19 protein-coding genes are annotated in these 21,524 nt (G+C 34.5%); 5 read left to right on the plus strand and 14 right to left on the minus strand.

The genetic code is table 11. The annotated features are described in order from the left end of the window. Window positions 1-90 precede the first annotated feature (90 nt). Entirely contained in the window at window positions 91-840 is a 750-nt protein-coding gene (locus A9G41_RS02100; RefSeq protein WP_065588935.1) for a hypothetical protein, read from the plus strand. Window positions 841-1,278: 438 nt separating this feature from the next. On the opposite strand, the gene A9G41_RS13795 is transcribed toward A9G41_RS02100, so the two are convergent. Both A9G41_RS13795 and A9G41_RS14905 read right to left on the minus strand, forming a co-directional pair. Beyond that, complete coding sequence (locus A9G41_RS13795) at window positions 1,279-1,716, minus strand: hypothetical protein (protein WP_141672089.1); 438 nt, start codon at window positions 1,714-1,716, stop codon at window positions 1,279-1,281. A gap of 90 nt (window positions 1,717-1,806) precedes the next feature. Then, on the minus strand, window positions 1,807-1,884 hold the full coding sequence (locus A9G41_RS14905; protein ID WP_442903048.1) for an IS3 family transposase: 78 nt from the start codon (window positions 1,882-1,884) through the stop codon (window positions 1,807-1,809). 524 nt (window positions 1,885-2,408) lie between these two features. On the opposite strand from A9G41_RS14905, the gene A9G41_RS02115 reads away from it, so the two are divergent. The 3 genes from A9G41_RS02115 (at window position 2,409) to A9G41_RS02125 (ending at window position 5,140) form a co-directional block, all read left to right on the plus strand. Next, the gene (locus A9G41_RS02115; RefSeq protein WP_141672088.1) at window positions 2,409-3,485 is read left to right on the plus strand and encodes a hypothetical protein; all 1,077 of its coding nucleotides are present in this window, start codon (window positions 2,409-2,411) and stop codon (window positions 3,483-3,485) included. A 114-nt stretch (window positions 3,486-3,599) separates the two neighbouring features. Continuing rightward, on the plus strand, window positions 3,600-4,565 hold the full coding sequence (locus tag A9G41_RS02120; RefSeq protein ID WP_075539264.1) for a hypothetical protein: 966 nt from the start codon (window positions 3,600-3,602) through the stop codon (window positions 4,563-4,565). A gap of 134 nt (window positions 4,566-4,699) precedes the next feature. Beyond that, entirely contained in the window at window positions 4,700-5,140 is a 441-nt protein-coding gene (locus tag A9G41_RS02125; RefSeq protein ID WP_065581552.1) for a hypothetical protein, read from the plus strand. Between the two features lie 154 nt (window positions 5,141-5,294). Here the strand turns inward: A9G41_RS02125 and frr are convergent, their stop codons facing one another. The 10 genes from frr to miaB form a co-directional block, all read right to left on the minus strand. Then, window positions 5,295-5,852 (minus strand): ribosome recycling factor, encoded by a 558-nt coding sequence (gene frr / locus A9G41_RS02130; RefSeq protein ID WP_065568208.1) that lies wholly within the window; start codon window positions 5,850-5,852, stop codon window positions 5,295-5,297. A gap of 29 nt (window positions 5,853-5,881) precedes the next feature. After that, window positions 5,882-6,616 (minus strand): UMP kinase, encoded by a 735-nt coding sequence (pyrH, locus tag A9G41_RS02135; RefSeq protein WP_065568207.1) that lies wholly within the window; start codon window positions 6,614-6,616, stop codon window positions 5,882-5,884. A gap of 118 nt (window positions 6,617-6,734) precedes the next feature. Next, window positions 6,735-7,592: a translation elongation factor Ts gene (gene tsf, locus A9G41_RS02140; protein ID WP_065568206.1), complete on the minus strand. Its 858-nt coding sequence runs from the start codon at window positions 7,590-7,592 to the stop codon at window positions 6,735-6,737. Between the two features lie 84 nt (window positions 7,593-7,676). Then, window positions 7,677-8,414 (minus strand): 30S ribosomal protein S2, encoded by a 738-nt coding sequence (rpsB, locus tag A9G41_RS02145; RefSeq protein WP_065581553.1) that lies wholly within the window; start codon window positions 8,412-8,414, stop codon window positions 7,677-7,679. Window positions 8,415-8,888: 474 nt separating this feature from the next. Beyond that, on the minus strand, window positions 8,889-10,070 hold the full coding sequence (locus A9G41_RS02150) for a serine hydrolase (protein WP_065567307.1): 1,182 nt from the start codon (window positions 10,068-10,070) through the stop codon (window positions 8,889-8,891). 14 nt (window positions 10,071-10,084) lie between these two features. After that, complete coding sequence (gene mrdB / locus A9G41_RS02155; RefSeq protein WP_082259601.1) at window positions 10,085-11,191, minus strand: peptidoglycan glycosyltransferase MrdB; 1,107 nt, start codon at window positions 11,189-11,191, stop codon at window positions 10,085-10,087. 2 nt (window positions 11,192-11,193) lie between these two features. Beyond that, a complete protein-coding gene (mrdA, locus tag A9G41_RS02160; protein WP_075539266.1) occupies window positions 11,194-13,131 on the minus strand; it encodes a penicillin-binding protein 2 in 1,938 nt (645 codons plus the stop codon). 18 nt (window positions 13,132-13,149) lie between these two features. After that, window positions 13,150-14,181 (minus strand): PhoH family protein, encoded by a 1,032-nt coding sequence (locus A9G41_RS02165; RefSeq protein ID WP_075539267.1) that lies wholly within the window; start codon window positions 14,179-14,181, stop codon window positions 13,150-13,152. Between the two features lie 24 nt (window positions 14,182-14,205). After that, the gene (locus tag A9G41_RS02170) at window positions 14,206-14,685 is read right to left on the minus strand and encodes a zinc-ribbon domain-containing protein (RefSeq protein WP_065653147.1); all 480 of its coding nucleotides are present in this window, start codon (window positions 14,683-14,685) and stop codon (window positions 14,206-14,208) included. 105 nt (window positions 14,686-14,790) lie between these two features. After that, on the minus strand, window positions 14,791-16,218 hold the full coding sequence (gene miaB / locus A9G41_RS02175) for a tRNA (N6-isopentenyl adenosine(37)-C2)-methylthiotransferase MiaB (protein ID WP_065581559.1): 1,428 nt from the start codon (window positions 16,216-16,218) through the stop codon (window positions 14,791-14,793). A gap of 442 nt (window positions 16,219-16,660) precedes the next feature. Here miaB and A9G41_RS02180 point away from each other — a divergent pair, with 442 nt between their 5' ends. Continuing rightward, window positions 16,661-17,896, plus strand: coding sequence for an N-acetylmuramoyl-L-alanine amidase (locus A9G41_RS02180; RefSeq protein ID WP_065580051.1), 1,236 nt, complete (start codon window positions 16,661-16,663; stop codon window positions 17,894-17,896). A 44-nt stretch (window positions 17,897-17,940) separates the two neighbouring features. Here A9G41_RS02180 and rsmG read toward each other — a convergent pair whose 3' ends face one another. Further along, window positions 17,941-18,540, minus strand: a complete 600-nt coding sequence (gene rsmG, locus A9G41_RS02185) for a 16S rRNA (guanine(527)-N(7))-methyltransferase RsmG (protein ID WP_075539268.1) — start codon at window positions 18,538-18,540, stop codon at window positions 17,941-17,943. Continuing rightward, the gene (gene mnmG, locus A9G41_RS02190) at window positions 18,518-20,410 is read right to left on the minus strand and encodes a tRNA uridine-5-carboxymethylaminomethyl(34) synthesis enzyme MnmG (protein ID WP_075539269.1); all 1,893 of its coding nucleotides are present in this window, start codon (window positions 20,408-20,410) and stop codon (window positions 18,518-18,520) included. Before mnmG ends, rsmG begins: the two co-directional genes overlap by 23 nt. Window positions 20,411-21,524 lie beyond the last annotated feature (1,114 nt).

Consider the following 21,524-nt stretch of genomic DNA (forward strand, 5'->3'; position numbering starts at 1 on the left):
TTAATCAAATAATTCCACCTGTTCACTTTTTAGGTTATATTATTTGTAAAAAATATTCAGGATTCTATACCGTTTCAAAGGAGATCAACAATGTATCACGCTATTTTACCCGAAGAGCAGCATTCTGCTGCTAAGCGCTTTTTGCAACGAGTCCCGTCATTAATCGCAACAAGTTCATTATGTCGACGCCTTAAGCCTGTCGCATTACTGATTGACATTGCGCCCATGACGTTAATTGCTCTGCCACATAGCTTGATTGCCAATAAATTTCATCTTTCACCACGAGCTGCTCAAAGGCGAGATAACGTTATTCGTCAGTGGCTAGCGCAGTATGAGCCAGATCTTTATCAAGCAATACTGAATCTTACACAAACGATGCCGGTAGAAGTGTCTAGACAAGCTCAGGCATTTAAGTTATGGCTGACCAAGCTGCTTGGTACGTCAGTTATGCCTTGCGATTATTGTGGATCGCTTAGTACAGTTCGCATTGGGCACCGCCTTAATTTTCGTTGCCGAACCTGTCGCCGAACGTTTAATCCTCTCAAAAAGTATTATCTTGATAAATTATCTCATTGTGAACTGTGGTTACCTTTTGTTGATTTATTACTACAAGGTGAGACATTTAAAACGATTAGCCAGCAATTGGGAATTAATACCGATACCGTCGCTAAGTGGCAACGTTATTTTTTGGAGATAATGGAATTACAAGGATTTTTGGCATTAGCTAACTATTATCAAATAAAGCGATGTCAACGTTATCGTCAAACATGGTTAGACATGCACACTGGCGACACGTTTTTACCCGCTAGCAAATCGCATTTTAGCTCTAAATCATCATAATGTTTAATGCATTTGTAAAAAAGATTCAGGATTCTATACCGTTTCAATCATAAATTATTATGCTCAATGATTTGTTAATGGTAATAGGCAAAAGACTTTAGCATCCTTAAAAGTGTTAAAATTTAGATATAAATTAGAATAAATAACCTAAAGGAGTAGAAAACAAAAATTAGCAGAATTAGCACAAGCTACATGATATCCATAGGCATTATACCTGTAATCAGGTGTGGGGATTTCCATTACCGAATAGTGATTATGATGTGCGTGGATAAGCGACACGATTTCTGAACTACATTTTAAGGCGGATAAGTTAGAGCGTTTTTTGTACAAAAATTGATAAACTTAAAATAAGACAAGAAATACAGGGCGGCAATCCAATCTGATGAGTGCCACAGTATAAAATAGGTGGGCGATGCTCTGGCTAATTCAGGTAATTAATTATTGCTTCAAAGCAAGCTTACTTGATATTTTTTGTATCCCACCAATAGAATAATGACAGCATAATAAAATTGCCGGATATATTATAAAATTAAGGGTTACCAGTGATGTAATACCTAAAAATCCCATAATAAAATCTAGATTAAAAACCGATTTATTAGCCTCATCCATAACTAACATGAAGACAATAGGTGACATTAAGGTAATTAGAATACCAAGTGGCACTCCGCACATCACTAAACCCATCGGCCGATTTATTTTATATAAAAGGAAGATTGAAATCAGAATAAAACAGAAATAACACAAACCATAACACATCAAATAATATAATTCTGGTGTGCGATGTTTTGCGATAATCATTCGATAACACCATTGGTAACTTAGATAGGCACCTATAAAATTAAACAATACGATAATTAATAAATTAATTATTTTCATTAGCTTGCCCTTTATTATCTTCAATTTCTTTTACAGCTTATGCCAAAGAGTCTGGTGGTATGTCCACACTTTTTAGTACAAAAAATAAGGTCATCGATTTCTTTTATATTCAATCGGCGACTGTCCATTTAATATTGAATGAAGCCTGTTATAATTAAACCAATCCACATAGTGATTAAATTCCAATTTAAGTTGCGCCAGTGATCAAAAATAGTATTTGGCATAAATTCTGGTTTTACGGCTTTAAATGTGCTTTCTGCAATTGCGTTATCATAAAGACAGCCTTTGCGACTTAACGACCGTTTAATTCCAAATGCTGTTAAGCATTTATCAATCAAATGATTATCAAACCCTTTTCCTCTATCAGAATGAAAAAACTCAATCGTCTGTAAGTTCATGGATATTTGACTCATCGCTTGCATGACCCGTGCCGCTGTTTTATGCCTGCCAGCACTTCGTCCCACTATTTCACTCAGCAATATATCTTGTGGTTGCTACGTCAATTGTCGCTGATAATAGAAACGATTTCCCGTTACATTTAAACATCGACATAATGCACGTAAACGGTATCGATTACCATTGTTTTTAACTTAGGTTACTTATATAAAAATTAATTTTTTCTACCCTTAATCTTAGCTAATTTATATACTGGAATAGACTTAAAATCATTATTTAGTGAATAATAATTAGAAATGAAAAAAATAATATTAATATTATGTATATCAATAAGCGCTATCTGCAATGCTAAGGAGCATTGTTCAAACAAAATAGAAGCTAAAAACTATTCGTTCGAGATTAATTCAAATTCGTATAACTTTATATCTTATCGTTGTGATGATGAAAATAATGAATTTTCAAAACCCGCTATATTAGAAGTAAAAGGTGATAATGTGGATTATCAACTTGAAAATTTGATTGGATCTTATCATTCACTTGATGTTCAATTTGCCAATTGGAATAATCAACCCGCATTATTTTACAAGCATGCAACAACAAATAATATTCAAGGCTACATTCCAATAACAATTCAAAACAACAGACTAACTATTGATTGTAGCTATGTTAAGAGACGGTTAATCAACTTGATGGAAACCCGATATTCTTATTGCACTGAAAGAAAGCAGATTAACAATATTAAAGATTTAAATGGTTCCTTGGCTCTTTTTGATCCTCGCCAATTAAATTCTTACTCCTATTTCCCTCACACTGATGAAAGTTTATTACATAAAAATTTTGATGTTTTCGTTGGTAAAGTGGGTGATATTAGTTTTTATCAACACTATCAATTAATTAAGGATTATGATTTAGATAAATATACAGTAATAATAGCAAATAAAGATAAGCAATATCATTTCAAAAATATCGAAGTATTTCAAAGAATTAAAGAATTAGGTGAATTTGAATACCAACATATGATTGGTTTAGATATTCTCAATTCTAACGGTAATTTTACTTTTTATGATATGGACAGGCTTTCAGATATACTGGATAACTCAACCGAAAAAAGCGATATTCATTCTTATATTCAACTAGAAAAAGTTCAACTTTATGAACAACCAGACTTTCAATATCCAACTTATAACTATTTAAAAAGAAACGATTTTGTCAAAATTTTAGATGTAGAATTAGACAATGAGAAACTCAAAAAAACTAACCTTTATGAAATTTATAAAATGAGAAAGCTCTTATGGTTTAAAGTGAGTTATCAAAGTGAAAAATATGGTGAAATAATTAATTGGGTACCATGGAATGCATTTTACGCCGACTAGTAATTGCACGCCTAAATAAGCATAGACTATCAACTAAAATGCCATAAATTTCTATAAAATAATTCTTAAATGCTGTTAGTTTGAGAAGTGGATAATATGATTAAGTGAAAGAATATGAAAACAATAAAATACATTATAGTGGCTATCTTATGTTTATCCAACTTTGTATTTGCCAACTATTTTTATCGAATCGAAATCAGAACGAATGGCAAGTATAAAGAAGAGTATTATTACAATTATAATAATGATTTTGCTGGTAATGCAACTTTATATATCAATAATATCACCAATCATCCTAAGCTTTTAACCGAAAATGAGGATGGCACAGAGTCTGATGATAATCTTTCAGCTGATAAAAGATTAGCGTCATTACCTAAAACAGAATTAGAAAGTGAACTGCAATTTGGATGCTTTTCGGACTCAGAATTAGATATATTTGAAAAAAAATCTAAAGAAATAGAATTTTTACAACACAAGACAACTAAAGATTACTATTTCAAAATCGTTTTATCTATAAAAGACTGCGCTTATAAAATGCTTGGCATTAATGTTTACCGAAAAAAAGACGGTAGTTTGTTACAAACAATTAATGATGCTGCTATTAGTGATTATGAATTTATGTCAATCGAAACAATAAAAAACGGTGATAGCACAGTAATTCATAGACCTGAAGGCACTGATGATTACAATTTTGATGGCATTGATAATGATTTTTTTATTTCTAAAACAACCGATGATGTAATGGGGGTACCTACTTTTCATCGTTTTTACTCCTTTGATAAGAACAAAGGAAAATTTGTTTATCTGAATTTAGAAGGGCTCGATATTTCTTTTGATGAAAAGAAACAACAAGCCATTCAGAAAAAAATTTGTCCAATTAAAGAAGATAACGACATTGTAATCACTAAAACTTTTCAATTTGACACTAAAAAACATAGCTATACCTTACTTAATTCGGTATGTAATTATAAAAGACGTAGCACGAATGATTCAGATAAAGTGTTTTCTCGTCAATGTACACAAAAAGAAGATAATTATTGCAAAAACGCAGATGAACTAGATGATGATTTTGGGTTTTAAATAATTCTAAAAAACAATGAATAACATCAAAATAAATTTGAAATATTTTTATATACGAGATAGCTTTAATTAAAGCAAGAAATAAATCAAGCTGAAATTGAATTAGAAAATAAGGTAATTGACGGAAAAACAAGATGATTAAACGATTCGCTTATTTAATATTCATCAACTTACTATGCCTATCTTTTACATCAAAAGCTGATGAGATAACACTTGAATCGATTCCTTCAACAGAAGGCGCAGGATTAATATGTCGCAAAAATAAGATTGAGATTAATATTTATGGTGAAACTTATCGTGGAAAAATTACCGTTATAAAAAACAGTAATAGATACCAAGTTATCTCAAATGCTGAATATTACAATGTCCCAATTTACTATCATGATGAAAATATAAAGTCAGAAGTAGTATTCACGGTTACTAAAAGATATTTTATACAGAATAAAAAAGTTGTTTCCGCAATATCATCAGATCCAATAGATAAGGAAAAAGCTGAAGAAGAATTATCATTAATATCTATAGCATTAAAAGAAGCCCATGAAAATAAAAAGTGTTTATCTTGGAATATTCAATAATAGTTAAAACAAGCTAATATATCTTGTTTTTATCCATACCCATGCTACTTGTGCTGAAAAGTTGAAAATATTATATACATAAAATAGCAACATTTTAGTAAATAAAAAACGCTCAGTTTTATAAAACCAAGCGTTTGCAAGGAAAAAAGATAAATTAGAATTCCATTAACTCTTTTTCTTTATCGGCCAGCACAGCATCTAATTTTTTGATTGCAGCATCGGTTGCTTTTTGGATTAAATCTTGTGCTTTACGCTCATCATCTTCAGATATTTCTTTATCTTTTAGCAATGCTTTAATTTGATCATTGGCATCACGGCGAATATTACGAATCGATACTCGACCTTGTTCTGCTTCATTACGAACAATTTTGGTTAAATCGCGACGGCGTTCTTCTGTAAGCGGTGGCAAAGGTACACGAATTACTGTGCCTGCTGACGCAGGATTAAGCCCTAAATCTGAAGTTAAAATCGCTTTTTCAATAGCTGGCGTTAATGATTTATCAAATACGGTTATAGCTAGTGTTCTTGCATCTTCAGCAACAACATTGGCTAGTTGACGAAGTGGCGTTGGGCTACCGTAATATTCAACCATAATGCCATCTAATAAACTTGGTGATGCGCGACCAGTTCTTACTTTAGAAATATGATTTTGAAATGCATCAATACTTTTTTCCATGCGCGTTTGCGCTTCTTTTTGAATCTCGTTTAACATAATAAAAGCCTTATTTAAGATAAAGATAATTAGCTGGTTACTGTTGCTTTGTTACTAATTAATGTTCCTTCTTGCTCACCTAATATGACGCGACGCAACGCACCTGGTTTATTCATATTAAACACACAAATAGGTAGATTATGATCTCTTGCTAATGTAAATGCCGCTAAATCCATGACTTTAAGTTCATCATCTAATACTTTTTCATAGTTAAGCGTCTTATAAAGTGTTGCATTCGGATCTTTTACAGGATCAGCTGAATAAACACCATCAACTTTGGTTGCTTTTAAAACAACATCTGCTTCGATTTCAATACCACGCAGGCAGGCTGCTGAATCCGTGGTAAAAAAAGGATTACCCGTTCCTGCTGATAAAATAACGACTCTACCATGACGAAGCAAGCTGATTGCTTCAGTCCAACGATAATCATCACAGACGCCATTTAATGGTATCGCTGACATTAAACGCGCATTAACTTCAATTCGGTGCAACGCATCACGCATCGCAAGACCATTCATAACCGTTGCAAGCATCCCCATATGATCACCAACCACTCGGTTCATCCCAGCTTTAGCAAGTCCTGCACCACGAAATAGATTACCACCCCCAATAACAACAGCAACTTGAACATTCATTTCAATCAGTTCTTTTATTTCTTGCGCCATACGGTCAAGAACAGTTGCATCAATACCAAAGCCTTCATCACCTTGTAGCGCTTCGCCACTGAGTTTTAGAAGAATACGTTTATAGAAAGGGGTCACCATATTGAAGTCTCACTATTTCGTTGTTTAATTACTCAATAAGCTAACAAATTAGCTTGTCGTAATTTTAAAATATTTTGTAGATAAACAAAACCGCCTTAACGGCGGTTTTTTGAAAAAATTAAGATTGTTTCGATATTGCAGCAACTTCTGCAGCAAAGTCAACTTCGACTTTTTCAATACCTTCACCTACTTCAAAGCGAATGAATGAAGCAACTGTGGCTTTCTTTTCTTTTAGTAAATCACCAACAGTTTTAGAAGGATCCATAACAAAAGCTTGGCCAGTTAATGATACTTCTCCAGTGAATTTACGCATACGACCTTCAACCATTTTTTCAGCGATTTCACGTGGTTTACCTGATTGCATTGCAATATCGATTTGAATGTTACGTTCATGTTCAACAACATCAGCAGGCACATCACTTGGATCAACATATTCTGGCTTGCTTGCTGCAATATGCATTGCAATATGTTTAACTAATTCATCATCAGCACCATTAGCTGCCACTAATACGCCAATACGAGCACCATGTTGGTAACTACCAACTACGTCACCAGAAATTTCAGCAACACGACGAATACCAATATTTTCGCCAATTTTAGCAACTAGTGCAGTGCGTTCTTCTTCAAATTTTGCTTGTAAAGCAGCAAGATCAATCATGCGATCATTTAAAGCTGCTGTTGCTACTTTTTCGCTAAATGCTAGGAAACCAGCATCTTTGGCAACAAAGTCTGTTTCACAGTTAACTTCTAAGATAACGCCATACTTTTTATCAGCAGAAATTTTAGAAATAATCACACCTTCAGCAGCAACACGACCTGCTTTTTTAGCTGCTTTGGCTTGACCTGATTTGCGCATGTTGTCAATTGCAAGTTCAATATCACCATTAGCTTCAACTAATGCTTTTTTACATTCCATCATACCTGCGCCAGTTCTTTCGCGCAGTTCTTTTACCATAGAAGCGGTAACTTCAGCCATTTTTTAATCCTCTATTTAACCATTGTGATGATTTTCATTAGAATGAGTGGACACTCAAGCATCCACCCGAAAATATTTGAGTTTTTACTCAGCTGCTGGTGCTTCTTCTACGAAGCTTTCTTCAGATACTGGAGATTGGTTTTGTTCACGACCAGAACGGACTGCCTCAGCAACCGCATTTACATATAATTGAATTGCGCGGATTGCATCATCATTACCAGGAACAATGTAATCAATACCATCAGGATCTGAGTTAGTATCAACAACAGCAATGACTGGAATACCTAAATTGTTAGCTTCTTTGATTGCGATATGTTCGTGGTCTGCACCAATAACAAAAATCACATCGGGTAAGCCACCCATATTTTTAATTCCACCCAAGCTATTTTCTAATTTAGCCATTTCACGAGCACGCATTAGTGCTTCTTTTTTGGTTAATTTGTCAAATGTACCATCACTAGCTTGTGTTTCTAAATCTTTTAGACGTTTGATTGATTGACGTACTGTTTTCCAGTTAGTCAACATACCACCTAACCAACGGTGATTAACATAGTATTGTCCACAGCTTTCAGCCGCTTGTTTAATGGCTTCGCTAGCTGCACGCTTTGTACCAACAAATAAAATTTTACCTTTACGCGCAGCAACTTTGTTTAATTCAGCTAATGCTTCATTGAACATTGGTACTGTTTTTTCAAGATTGATGATGTGAACTTTGTTACGTGCACCAAAAATAAATGGTTTCATTTTTGGGTTCCAATAACGAGTTTGGTGTCCAAAGTGTACACCCGCTTGTAACATATCGCGCATTGATACTGTAGTCATGATTTCCTCATTTTGACGTTGGGGTTATGCCTCCACATATCCGCTTTAACCGACCTAATAACAACAAGTAAAAGGCACCCCGGAAAAGTGTGATGATATGTGTGTGTTATAACGTTAATTAATTATTAAAATTTAATGCTTTATTCATTACTAATTGTCATTTACTATCTTATATAGAAAAACAATATGAAATGTAGCGCGCGTTTTATATCATAAATAGTATAAAATTACTAGTTTTATTTCTATTTTTTGTTCTGCTAGCTAAGCAAATGCTGGTTATTAGCATGTTTGTCTTTTCAAATAGCAAACAATAAAAATAAAATAATAAAAAATTCAATAAAATCAACACTTTTTCTGACTATCTTTTGCATAGCTATATTATGTTAAAAATATGTTATTTTATAAAGGATTAGCTCATTCTGTAAGTAATTACTTACAGAACGCAGAGCGATGATAGCAAAACTTGAATAAAAACTAGTGGAATAATCTATAGCATTGTAGCGTTATCCAATCCCATACACTACCAAAAAAGCCTGTTTCTTCAACATTTTGTAAAGCAACAAGTGGCTGTTCGTTAATAACTTTACCGTCAAGTAAAAATTGCATTTTGCCCACTGTTGCACCCTTAGCTATTGGCGCATAAATATAATCATCAATTTTATATTCAACTTGTACATCTGCTGAACGACCTTTTGGCACTGTGATAAAGGCACCATTAATTGCACCTAATTGAATTTTATTTTCATCACCATACCAAATAGTTTCAGTTGCTAATGGCGCACCTGCTTTTATAGGGTTTGCTGTTTCAAAAAAGCGGAATCCCCATACTAATAATTTTTTACTTTCTTCTTCACGACCTTTATAAGTACGTCCACCCAATACGGCTGAAATTAAACGAGTATTACCATCCACAGCAGAAGCAACTAAGTTATACCCCGCGGCATTGGTATGACCTGTTTTAATTCCATCTACATTCAGTGTGGTATCCCAAAGTAGCCCATTTCGATTAAGTTGTGGTTTAGATAATGTATAAGTAAATTCTTTTTCTTTGTAAATGGAATATTCTTCAGGTAAATCACGAATTAAAGCTTGCCCTAAAAAAGCCATGTCTTTAGCTGTTGTGTATTGCCCTGGCGCATCAAGCCCATGCACTGTTTCAAAGTGAGTATGATCTAATCCAAGTCTTTTAGCATAATCATTCATTAGGTTAACAAAAGCGCCTTGGCTCCCCGCAACGTGTTCAGCCATAGCAATACAAGCGTCGTTACCCGATGGGATAATAATGCCTTTATTAAGATCAGAAACCGATACTGTTTTACCCACTTCTAAAAACATCAATGATGATCCTTTTAAAATAGGATTGCCTGTTGCCCATGCATCTTTACTGACCACAACCATGTCATCATTTTTAATACGCCCTGATTGTAGTGCTTGCCCCACCACGTAACTGGTCATCATTTTAGTTAAACTTGCTGGGTCACGTTGTTCCTCGGCATTATATTGTGCCAGTATCTCGCCTGATTTAGCATCGATTAAAATATAAGATTCTGCATCCAATTTTGGGATAGCTGGAATAGGAAAAGCCATTTCAGCATTTGCTGATGAGCAAACAGCAAGCGCGAATAACGCAAAAGATAATTTAAATTTCTTTTTCATTTATTTGGGTTCCGTTAAATATTTTTAGATAACATATATCGATGTGTGTGAATAGACATCATAATGCCAAAACTTGCCATTAATACGACTAAAGAAGAGCCACCATAACTTATTAGCGGTAATGGTACACCAACTACTGGTAAGATTCCACTGACCATACCAATATTAATAAACACATAAATAAAAAAGACTAAAATCAGCCCACCAGAAAGTATTCGACCAAAGGTGGTTTGTGCCTGAGCGGCAATAATAAGCCCTCGTACAATTAAACATAAAAAGAGAATAAGCAAAACAATAGAGCCGACAAAACCAAACTCTTCGGCAATAACGGAGAAGATAAAATCGGTATGTCGCTCAGGTAAAAATTCAAGTTGCGATTGTGTGCCTTGTAACCAGCCTTTACCCCATAGACCGCCCGATCCAATTGCTATTTTAGATTGAATGATATGATAACCTGCTCCGCTAGGATCAAGTTCGGGATTAATCAACATTAATACGCGTTTTTGCTGGTAATCATGCATTAAAAAGAACCACATAATCGGTAAAAAGACAGCGATTAAAATTAATGCAACAAGAATGTAACGCCAATTCATGCCCGCTAAAAATATAATAAAAATGCCTGACATAACAATTAATATTGCTGTACCTAAGTCAGGTTGCATCGCAACAAGTAATGCTGGCACACCAATGATAGCTAGTGTTTGTAATGTGGTTTTTAATGGCGGCGGACACCCATCTCGGTGAATAAATTTTGCTACCATTAATGGCACGGCTATTTTGGCTATTTCTGAAGGTTGAAATCGTAAAATACCTAAATCCAACCAACGCTGTGCGCCTTTACTGGTGTAACCAAAAATATCAACTAGTAATAGTATGATAATACAAACAATATATAGATACAGCGCCCATTTTTCATAAGCCCTAGGTGAAAACTGAGCTAAAATAATCATTACAGCAAAACTTAGCAATATTTGAATGACTCGTTTTTGCATCATATCGATATTTTGACCCGATGCACTCCAAAGAATATAGAGGCTATAGCCAAGTAATAGCGTAATAAATAAAAAAAATAAGGGATCGATGTGTATCTTTTGCCAAAAAGATTTTTTGCTATTATTCATCATTAATCTTCAGTTCCGTCATTGGGTGATGGCTCATCTAGCTGTGTTGAATCATTACCTAGAAGGTAAAAATCTAAGATTTTACGAGCAACAGCGCCACCGTTTGAGCTACCACCGCCACCATTTTCTAATACAATCGCTAGCGCTATTTTTGGTTTATCATAAGGAGCATAAGCAATAAATAATGCATGATCACGTAAATGCTCTGGGATCTTATGAGCATTATAGACTTCATCTTGCTTCAACCCATAAACTTGCGCGGTACCTGATTTACCTGCAGCCTGATATTTTGCATCAGCATAAATCTTACGTGCCGTTCCTCTTGATCCAAACATCACTCGGTGCATACCTTCCTTAGCAAGTGCCCAATAAGCTGGGTTAATATCACCTAAACTATTTGTTTCAATATAATTATCTGAATTAATCTCTGGTTGCCGTTTATTAGCGTTTAAAATATCGCTCTTTTTATATAATAAAAAATGCGGTGTATAGGTTTTACCATTATTAATTAAAGTCGTTAGCGCTTTAACCATTTGCATTGGGGTTGCAGTCCAATAACCTTGACCAATACCGACAGGAATGGTATCACCTTGTAACCAAGATTTTTTATGACGCTTTATTTTCCATTCACGGCTCGGCATAACGGCACGGGTTTCTTCGTTTGGTGAAATATCAATACCGGTGCGTTTACCATAACCGAACTTAGCCATCCATAAGTTTAAGCGATCGATACCCATATCATAAGCAACTTTATAAAAGTAAGTATCAACCGATTCTTCAATGGCCTTTAATACATCAACCCGACCATGCCCCCATTTAAGCCAATCTCGATAACGTCGCTCAGTACCAGGTAATTGCCACCAACCAGGATCATCAACCACAGTTTTTGGCGTGATAACCCCTTCACTCAAAGCGGCAATAGAAATAAAAGGTTTAACGGTCGAAGCTGGTGGATAAGCGCCAAGTAACACGCGATTAAATAGAGGTTTACTAGGATCTTTGAGTAATTCGCTATATTTTACACTCGATATACCACCAACAAATAGATTGGAATCATAACTTGGACTAGAAACTAAAGCTAAAACCTCACCATTATTAGGATCCATAGCAACCACTGCCGCTTTACGCCCTGCTAATAATTGCTCTATATAAAGCTGTAATTTAAGGTTAATAGATAAATAGATGTCTTCACCAGCTTGTGGTGGATGTTTGTTTATTTGACGAACAATACGACCTCGGCTATTAACTTCAACCTTTTCATAACCTGGGGTTCCGTGTAATACGTCTTCATAATATCTTTCTATCCCCATTTTACCAATATTAAACGTAGCGACATAATCGCTGGACTTATTTTCATCATCTAAGCGCTGTTTATCTTGGCTATTAATTTTAGAAATATAGCCAAGAATATGAGTCAGTGATGCACCATAAGGGTAATAACGATGCTGTATCCCCACAATAGAAACAAATGGAAAACGATGTTGATCCACAACAAAACGCGCTATTTGTTTTTTGGTCAAATTTTCTTTTAGCGGTACTGGGCGATGAGCTTTATAATTGCGTCGTTCTTTTTGGAACATCTCAATATCTTCATCAGTCAAGCCAACAATTTTTTTTAATTCATTGAATTGTTCATTAAGGTTTTTTGTTTTATCAGGAATGATATTAAGCTGATATGTGATGTTATTAATTGCCAAAGGTGTGCCATTACGATCATAAATCATGCCGCGGCTAGGTGAGATAGGTATAATTTCAATTCGATTATTATTGGATTTTGTACTGTAATAACTAAAATTAGCAATTTGCAAATCTGCTAAATTACCAAGCAAAATAATGACCATTAAAATAATCGTAACGAATGCAAATAGCGCCCTACGAAGAAATAAATTTGCTTCGGCAGAATGATCTCGAATTACCGTTTTTTCTTTTTTACGTGAAATAGGAATAATAAGACTCCTTTATATACTACTTTCCGTATATTGCTGTTTAATATTCTGCTGTTGTTCTTCCCATTTTTCATAAGCATTAACAATTCTGGCAACCACTGGATGACGGACTACATCTTCACTATTGAAAAAATTAAAACTAATTTCATCAACTTGACTCAATACTTCAATAGCATGCCGTAAACCCGACTTTTGATGGCGTGGTAAATCAATTTGGGTAATATCGCCTGTTATTACCGCTTTAGAATTAAAACCTATGCGAGTTAAAAACATTTTCATTTGTTCAATGGTGGTATTTTGGCTTTCATCAAGAATAATAAAAGCATCATTAAGAGTTCGCCCACGCATATAGGCAAGTGGTGCAACTTCAATCACACTTTTTTCAATCAGCTTTTCAACTTTTTCAAATCCGAGCATTTCAAATAACGCATCATAAAGTGGACGTAAATAAGGATCGACTTTTTGACTTAAGTCGCCAGGCAAAAAACCTAATTTTTCACCAGCTTCAACCGCTGGTCTAGTCAATACAATGCGGCGGATTTGTTGCTTTTCAAGCGCATCAACTGCTGCGGCTACCGCTAAATAGGTTTTACCTGTGCCAGCAGGCCCTATCCCAAACGAGATATCATAATCTAAAACATGGGCAATATATTGTGCTTGATTTGCCGTTCTTGGTTTAATGATGCCTCGCTTAGTTTTTATCATTACCAGCTTGCCGCCTTGATGATCAATATAAGCAGGTAAATGCTCACTTGCCTTTTCTAGCGCGCCAGACTCTTTAATTGCTAGATGGATTTGTTCTGGCTCGATATCAATGATTTTATCTTTGGCTTTAGTTTGCTTATAAAGAGATTGTAAAATATCATTGGCTGCTTTGACACAAATCCGATCGCCAGTTATTGAAAATAAATTACCACGATGATTAATCTCAACACCTAGTCGACGCTCTAGCTGCTTAATATTGTCATTATAAGGGCCACAAAGGCTATTAAGTCGCTGATTATCAGCGGGGTCAAGCATAGTTTCATGTGTTATGATATTCAAATGTAAGCCCTCAAATAATTAAAACTAACTTTTAATGTGCCCTTCACATAAAGAACACTTTTCAATACCTGTTAAAAAGTCCATATTACAATGATGACATGTCACAATATTACCAGAAACAACATGATCAACAGCACGTTGGGATTGATCTTGATCAAGACCTTGTGCTTTTAGTTTATTAATTACCATTGAAATAGGTGTTCCACTTTTTAACTCTTGTTCAACATATGATGCAACTTGTTCTTCAAATGTTGGTGGCACATATTCCAGTACGTTTTCGTTGTAATCACTATTGCACTCATTACACTTTATATAACGTCCTAATGTTTCGTAACTAAAAATAGGAATAAAAAATAGCGTAAAATATTTTGCCACTTTTATTTGTGTATATTTTTGTTTTTTTTCATCGGTAGTGGTGTTTTGTTGCGAACAGCAATTTGGGCAATTAAATTGTCCACTATGTTCGTTAACTTCTCTTCCGCGAGTTCCAAATATTATAAACATATTATTTTCTTTTCCTTTAAATTCATCCGTAAGTTATTTTATTATCTTTATTATTTTATAAAAAATATGAAAAGCCACTCACATTGTGGCTTAATGATTACTACTTTAAGGTTGATAGATACCGACCCCTAGCTCGTTTTCTTTACGAGTGCGAGAAATAACTGACATTGGCGATTCACTAACTCGTAAATCCATTTCATCTTCAGTACGAACAACTCTACCACGTAGTGAATTTGGATAAACATCAGTAATTTCAACGTCAACAAACTTACCAATCATATCAGGACGACCTGCAAAATTAACAATTCGATTGTTTTCCGTTCGACCGGTTAATTCCATAAGGTCTTTTTTGGATGGACCTTCAACTAAAATACGTTGTACAGTATTTAACATACGACGGCTAAATTGCATGGCTTGTTGGTTGATTCGTTCTTGAAGAATGTAAAGGCGCTGCTTCTTCTCTTCTTCTGAAACATTATCTTCCATTTCAGCAGCGGGTGTACCTGGACGCGCTGAATAAACAAAGCTATAACTTAAATCAAAATTGACTTCGGCAATTAGCTTCATTGTTTGCTCAAAGTCTTCTTGCGTTTCCCCCGGGAAACCGACAATAAAATCAGAGCTAATTTGAATATCTGGGCGCACTTTACGTAATTTTCGAATAATGGATTTATATTCAAGTGCGGTATGCGTACGTTTCATTAAGTTTAATACGCGATCTGAACCACTTTGAACAGGTAAATGTAAAAAATTCACAAGCTCTGGCGTGTCACGATAAACATCAATAATGTCATCAGTAAATTCGATCGGATGGCTAGTTGTAAAGCGAATACGATCAATACCATCAATAGCGGCAACTAGCCGTAATAGCTCTGCAAAGGAACAAATATCACCATCAAATGTGGGGCCACGATAAGCATTAACATTTTGACCTAATAAATTGACTTCACGCACCCCTTGTTCAGCCAGTTGTGCAATTTCATAAATGACATCATCACAAGGTCGGCTAACTTCTTCACCGCGAGTATAAGGTACGACGCAATAAGTGCAATATTTATTGCACCCTTCCATAATAGAAACAAACGCAGTAGGTCCTTCGCTACGAGGCTCTGGCAAACGATCAAATTTTTCAATTTCAGGAAAGCTGACATCAACGACATGGTTACCATTACCACTTCGAATCTGTTCAATCATTTCAGGTAAACGGTGAAAAGTTTGAGGCCCAAAAATAATATCGACAAAAGGGGCGCGTTTACGAATATGTGCACCTTCTTGCGAGGCAACACAACCACCAACACCAATAATGATATTTGGATTATGTTGTTTAAGATTTTTCCAACGACCTAATTGATGAAAAACCTTTTCCTGAGCTTTTTCTCGAATAGAGCAGGTATTTAGTAATAAAATATCCGCTTCTTCGGCATTGTCTGTTAATGTTAAACCATGGGTAGATTCAAGGAGATCAGCCATTTTTGTTGAGTCATACTCATTCATTTGGCAGCCCCAAGTTTTGATATGTAATTTTTTGCTCATCAATAACTCAGCTATATTTAATTGTTAAAATGAAAACGGGTTTAAATCCGTGATTTTAGCGAGCCATATTGTAATCTTTTGTGAATGTAGGGTCTATAATAAAATAAGCATAGCAACCCAAAATAAAGCATTATATAAGCTTTTGTAAAATGATTTGAAAATACAGTGAAAAATTTTCAATTAATATAGATGATTATAAAAAAACTGTTAATTGAATAATTGCATTTAATGGCGTTTTAAGATCTATACCAACTTTTTATAACGATAAAATCTAACATTGATCTTAGAAAAGGAAAAAATAATATCGCTATAACATAAAAAATGGATAGGTTATTTTATAAAAAAATCAGATAAAGATAAGAATCATTCTTTTTAATATCTTTATATTTTATGTTATTATTCGCGATTAACTCATATAGAAAATAAAGTGTTTAGATTAAATATGTCAGAAACATTCAGTCCTACAAAGCGCCTATTAGTTAAAGGTATTCTTGCGACTTGTTTATTATCTGTCACTCGTGTAGGCTTTGCTGCTTCAATGGCACAAATTGTTGCTGTGCGAGTTTGGCCTTCATCTACTTATACTAGGATCACTTTAGAATCCAATATTAGTTTAAAATACAAGCATTTTTTATTGAGTAACCCCGAAAGAATCGCAATTGATATCAGTGATGTCAATTTAAATACAACATTAAAAAATATATCTTCAAAAGTTTTAAAAAACGATCCTTATATTAAATCGATACGTGTTGTTCAACGTGACCCAAAAACGGTTAGAATACTGATCGAATTAAAACAAGGCGTCCAACCAAATACTTTTACTTTATCGCCAATTGCGAAATTTAAGCATCGTTTGGTGATGGATCTTTATCCATCTAAACCCGCTTCAACTTCCGATGCTGATCCTTTACTTGCTCTGTTAGAAGAGTATAAATCTGGAAATCTTAATAAAAAACAATCTGAAATAAAAACACCGGCTAATAAAAAGAAAAACGCGCCAATTGTTGTTATGTTAGATCCAGGGCATGGCGGTGAAGATCCCGGTGCTATAGGCTATAATAAAACCCGTGAAAAAGACATTGTTTTACAAATTGCACGTCGCACTTACAATTTGCTAAAAAAAGAGCCCAACATAAAAGTTTATATGACGCGTAATGAAGATGTGTTTATACCTTTAAAAGTACGAGTAGCTAAAGCACGATCTTTGCATGCAGATCTTTTTATTTCTATCCATGCTGATGCATTTGCTAATCGTTCAGTTGGTGGATCTTCTGTTTTTGCATTATCAACACGTGGGGCAAGTAGTTCTGCAGCAAGCTATCTGGCACAAACCCAAAATGAAGCCGACCAAATTGGGGGAGTAAGTCGTAGTGGCGATAAATATTTGGACAATACCATTTTAGATTTAGTGCAAAAAACAACTTTAAATAATGGGGTTTTACTGGGTAATGCTATTTTAAGCCAAATGAAGAAGATTAATAAGCTGCATAAACCTTCTCTTGAAAAAGCAGGATTTGCGGTACTAAAAGCACCAGATATCCCGTCTGTTTTAGTAGAAACTGCCTTTATTAGTAATACTACCGAAGAAAAGAAATTAAGAACAGCAGCTTTTCAAAATCAAGTATCTAAGGCAATTGTTGATGGTATAAAAGCCTACCTAAAAAAACGTAAAAATTAACCTTGTAAAGATGTTTAAAATTATGTAGACACTTTAGTATAAAGCTACTTAATAATAACTAAACATCTTTCAGCATTTAATTCAGGTATAGTTAATTTAATATTTTGTTTAAGCGTAAAACCATTAGGAATGGAATCAATATCACTTCCCTTTAATGCATAAAAAAGCCCTTGCTCATTAGGAAGGTGTTTACACCAACTTAGCATATCTTGCAAAGAGGCAAATGCACGACTGATAACCCCATCAAATTTTTTTGCAGTGTACTCTTCAATACGACTTTGCACAGGATTTATGTTTGTTAATTTTAATTCAAACTGTACCTGCTTTAAAAAGCGAATACGCTTGCCTAAGCTATCAACTAAATCAAATTGTTTTTCAGGATTAATAATCGCTAAGGGAACACCAGGTAAACCAGGACCTGTTCCTACATCAATAAAGCTTTTACCTGTTAAATAAGGCGATACAATTAAGCTATCGATAATATGCTTTACTAACATATCATTAGGATCGCGGATCGCCGTTAAGTTATAAGCCTTGTTCCATTTGTTGAGCATTTCAACATAATGGATCAATAGATCTATTTGTGATTCAGTGATCAAAAGATCCGTTTGATCAATAAGATTAATAAGTTTCTTTTTTAACATAATTCTTCTTTTTTAAATAAACCAACAACATTGAAATAGCAGCTGGCGTAATACCAGAAATACGCGACGCTTGCCCAATAGAAACAGGCTTGTGTTGTTTTAATTTAGCCACAACTTCATTCGATAATCCAGATATTTCGGCATAATCAATATGTTCAGGAATAAGTGTTTGTTCATTGCGTTTTTGACGTTCAATTTCTTCAATTTGCAATTTAATATAACCGTCATATTTAACTTGAATTTCAACCTGTTCTGCAGCTTGTGCATCTGATAATCCTGGTGAAAATAAAGAAAGCGTTTTCAATGTGTTATAACTCATTTCTGGTCGCTTAAGCAACTCTTCACCATTAGCTTCTTTGGTTAAATTAGCGCTTAAAACAGCGTTGACTTCATCAATCGTTTCAATATGGGGGTGTACCCAAATATCGCGTAAACGCGCTCTTTCTTGTTCGATTGCTTCAAATTTTTCGTTAAAGCGCTGCCAACGATAATCATCAACCATCCCTAGCTTACGGCCTATTTCTGTTAAACGAATGTCAGCATTATCTTCACGTAACATTAAACGATATTCAGCACGCGAGGTAAACATGCGATAAGGTTCGTTAGTACCAAGAGTACAAAGATCGTCAACTAACACACCTAAATAAGCTTGATCGCGACTTGGATACCATTGATCTTGATCAAAAACAAAACGCGCTGCATTTAAGCCAGCAAGCATACCTTGTGCGGCAGCTTCTTCATAGCCTGTTGTACCATTGATCTGTCCTGCTAAAAATAGCCCTTTGATCACTTTGCTTTCCAGTGTTGGCTTAAGATCCCTTGGATCAAAATAATCATATTCGATCGCATAACCAGGTCTTACAATGTTGGCATTTTCTAATCCTTTCATGCTACGTACAAATGCGAGTTGTACATCAAACGGTAAGCTTGTTGAGATCCCATTTGGATAGATTTCATTACTGTCTAATCCTTCAGGCTCTAAATAGATCTGATGCGAATTTCGATCAGCAAAGCGCATTATTTTATCTTCAATTGATGGGCAATATCTAGGTCCTACACCTTCAATTACCCCGGTATACATAGGACTACGATCTAAGCTGTTTCGAATGATCTCGTGGGTTGTTTCGTTAGTACTTGTTATATAACAAGGGATCTGTTTAGGATGCTCACTTGCATTACCTAAAAATGAAAATACGGGTACTGGATCATCACCATATTGAGTGCCTAGTTTTGAAAAATCAATTGTTCTCGCATCAATTCGTGGTGGCGTACCTGTTTTTAGTCGTCCCATTCTAAAAGGATATTGGTGTAATGATTTTGATAAACCTATTGATGCCGGATCCCCTGTGCGACCACCACTATAATTATCAAGTCCTATATGAATTTTTCCATCTAAAAAAGTACCTGTTGTTAAAACAACAGCTTTAGCTTTAAATGAAATGCCCATTTGTGTTTTGACACCTGTTATTTGATCGTTTTCAATGATCACGTCTTCAACAGATTGTTGAAAGAGCATTAAATTTTCTTGATTTTCAAGAGTAGTGCGGATCACTTTACGGTACAGTGATCTGTCTGCTTGTGCTCTCGTTGCTCTCACAGCAGGTCCTTTACTACTGTTTAAGATCCTGAATTGGATCCCTGCATGATCAATAGCATGTGCCATTAGACCACCCATAGCATCAATTTCTTTTACCAAATGGCCTTTACCTATACCGCCAATAGCAGGATTACAGGACATTTGTCCTAATGTATTGATATTATGGGTTAAAATCAGTGTTTTTCGTCCCATTCTCGCTGATGCCATTGCGGCTTCTGTTCCTGCATGACCACCACCAACCACGATGACATCAAAAAGATCTGGATAAAACATAAAAAAGCCTCGTATTTATTTGTGTATAGATGATCGCTAATTTAGATCCTGTGATCTAGTTATTTAGCGTAGGGAATTTTACTCATCTTTTCGATTACGTCAAATGATCTATTTCGATCGCGATCTAAATTAAATAAGATCTTTTAGATGATCTTTTATTTTTATTACTATTAAAGAGGATCCTTTTTGTTGATAACTTATTTTTATAGATATTTTATAAGATCTTATTTGTGATCCAATTCTGTGAATTGATCGGAGCTTTTTTTGTGTATACTTGTTTATAACTATTAAATTTATCCACAGATGTTTTTTTGATTGAAGTTGTTAATGCGATTATAACAGCTTGTGATCCTAATTTATCACAGAGTTACCCACAAAAAAATAAGTTCGTTTGCTTGATTTTTATACTTATATCAATGATCTATTTTAAAATATCTAATAGGATTAGTTGAAAAGATCAATGTGCGATCAAGCCATATTAGTATAAAACCTTTCTATAAAATTCAATCTAAAATAATCGATCGCATATGGTGGCATAACCTACTGAGCCTGTTTTACCTTATTGGAAAAAGGAATTGCCAGTGCAATTTATCTTGGTTGAATAGACGATTGTCCCTTTCTATTAGGTGAATAAGGTAGCTGTGATTGCAGAAGGTCATTATAAAAGTTATGCGTTAAGCCTGATGATCGAATAGCAAAACTAGCAGAGAATATATGTAAAATACCTAATTAAAAAATAGCCAAAATAAATTTAAGGCTGTTTACAAATAAAAAGTACGAAAACTAAAGCAACAAAAAACGCCTAGCCATAATATAAAACCAGTTAGAAAATATTTTTCATATAAATATAAGCTAATTTATTATTAAAAAATAAATTTAGTATAGTCATTTTTTTGTGGGTAAGATGGTTAAACTATTTTATAATAAGCAAATTATATTTATAAACTAGAGGGGTTTGATTTAGCCTTAGTTTCTCTATTAAAAAGTAGATTAACCTGTTTTTGTGCAATTAAAGTACATATTAAATAATTTATGGGGCAGGATATTTTTCTTTTCTATAAAAGTGATTGATTTTTGTAAAAGCAAATTTATACTTAACATAATTGTATTTTTA

Origin of the sequence: Gilliamella sp. Nev5-1, assembly GCF_001690895.1 — a bacterium.
In the GTDB taxonomy this organism is placed as follows: domain Bacteria; phylum Pseudomonadota; class Gammaproteobacteria; order Enterobacterales; family Orbaceae; genus Gilliamella; species Gilliamella apicola_C.

Excerpts from the sequence above, each read along its gene's own strand:
- A9G41_RS02100 (WP_065588935.1), top strand. The coding sequence starts at position 91 with ATGTATCACGCTATTTTACCCGAAGAGCAGCATTCTGCTGCTAAGCGC.
- A9G41_RS13795 (WP_141672089.1), bottom strand. The coding sequence starts at position 1,716 with ATGAAAATAATTAATTTATTAATTATCGTATTGTTTAATTTTATAGGT.
- A9G41_RS02115 (WP_141672088.1), top strand. The coding sequence starts at position 2,409 with ATGAAAAAAATAATATTAATATTATGTATATCAATAAGCGCTATCTGC.
- A9G41_RS02120 (WP_075539264.1), top strand. The coding sequence starts at position 3,600 with ATGAAAACAATAAAATACATTATAGTGGCTATCTTATGTTTATCCAAC.
- A9G41_RS02125 (WP_065581552.1), top strand. The coding sequence starts at position 4,700 with ATGATTAAACGATTCGCTTATTTAATATTCATCAACTTACTATGCCTA.
- frr (WP_065568208.1), bottom strand. The coding sequence starts at position 5,852 with ATGTTAAACGAGATTCAAAAAGAAGCGCAAACGCGCATGGAAAAAAGT.
- pyrH (WP_065568207.1), bottom strand. The coding sequence starts at position 6,616 with ATGGTGACCCCTTTCTATAAACGTATTCTTCTAAAACTCAGTGGCGAA.
- tsf (WP_065568206.1), bottom strand. The coding sequence starts at position 7,592 with ATGGCTGAAGTTACCGCTTCTATGGTAAAAGAACTGCGCGAAAGAACT.
- rpsB (WP_065581553.1), bottom strand. The coding sequence starts at position 8,414 with ATGACTACAGTATCAATGCGCGATATGTTACAAGCGGGTGTACACTTT.
- A9G41_RS02150 (WP_065567307.1), bottom strand. The coding sequence starts at position 10,070 with ATGAAAAAGAAATTTAAATTATCTTTTGCGTTATTCGCGCTTGCTGTT.
- mrdB (WP_082259601.1), bottom strand. The coding sequence starts at position 11,191 with ATGAATAATAGCAAAAAATCTTTTTGGCAAAAGATACACATCGATCCC.
- A9G41_RS02170 (WP_065653147.1), bottom strand. The coding sequence starts at position 14,685 with ATGTTTATAATATTTGGAACTCGCGGAAGAGAAGTTAACGAACATAGT.
- miaB (WP_065581559.1), bottom strand. The coding sequence starts at position 16,218 with ATGAGCAAAAAATTACATATCAAAACTTGGGGCTGCCAAATGAATGAG.
- A9G41_RS02180 (WP_065580051.1), top strand. The coding sequence starts at position 16,661 with ATGTCAGAAACATTCAGTCCTACAAAGCGCCTATTAGTTAAAGGTATT.
- rsmG (WP_075539268.1), bottom strand. The coding sequence starts at position 18,540 with ATGTTAAAAAAGAAACTTATTAATCTTATTGATCAAACGGATCTTTTG.
- mnmG (WP_075539269.1), bottom strand. The coding sequence starts at position 20,410 with ATGTTTTATCCAGATCTTTTTGATGTCATCGTGGTTGGTGGTGGTCAT.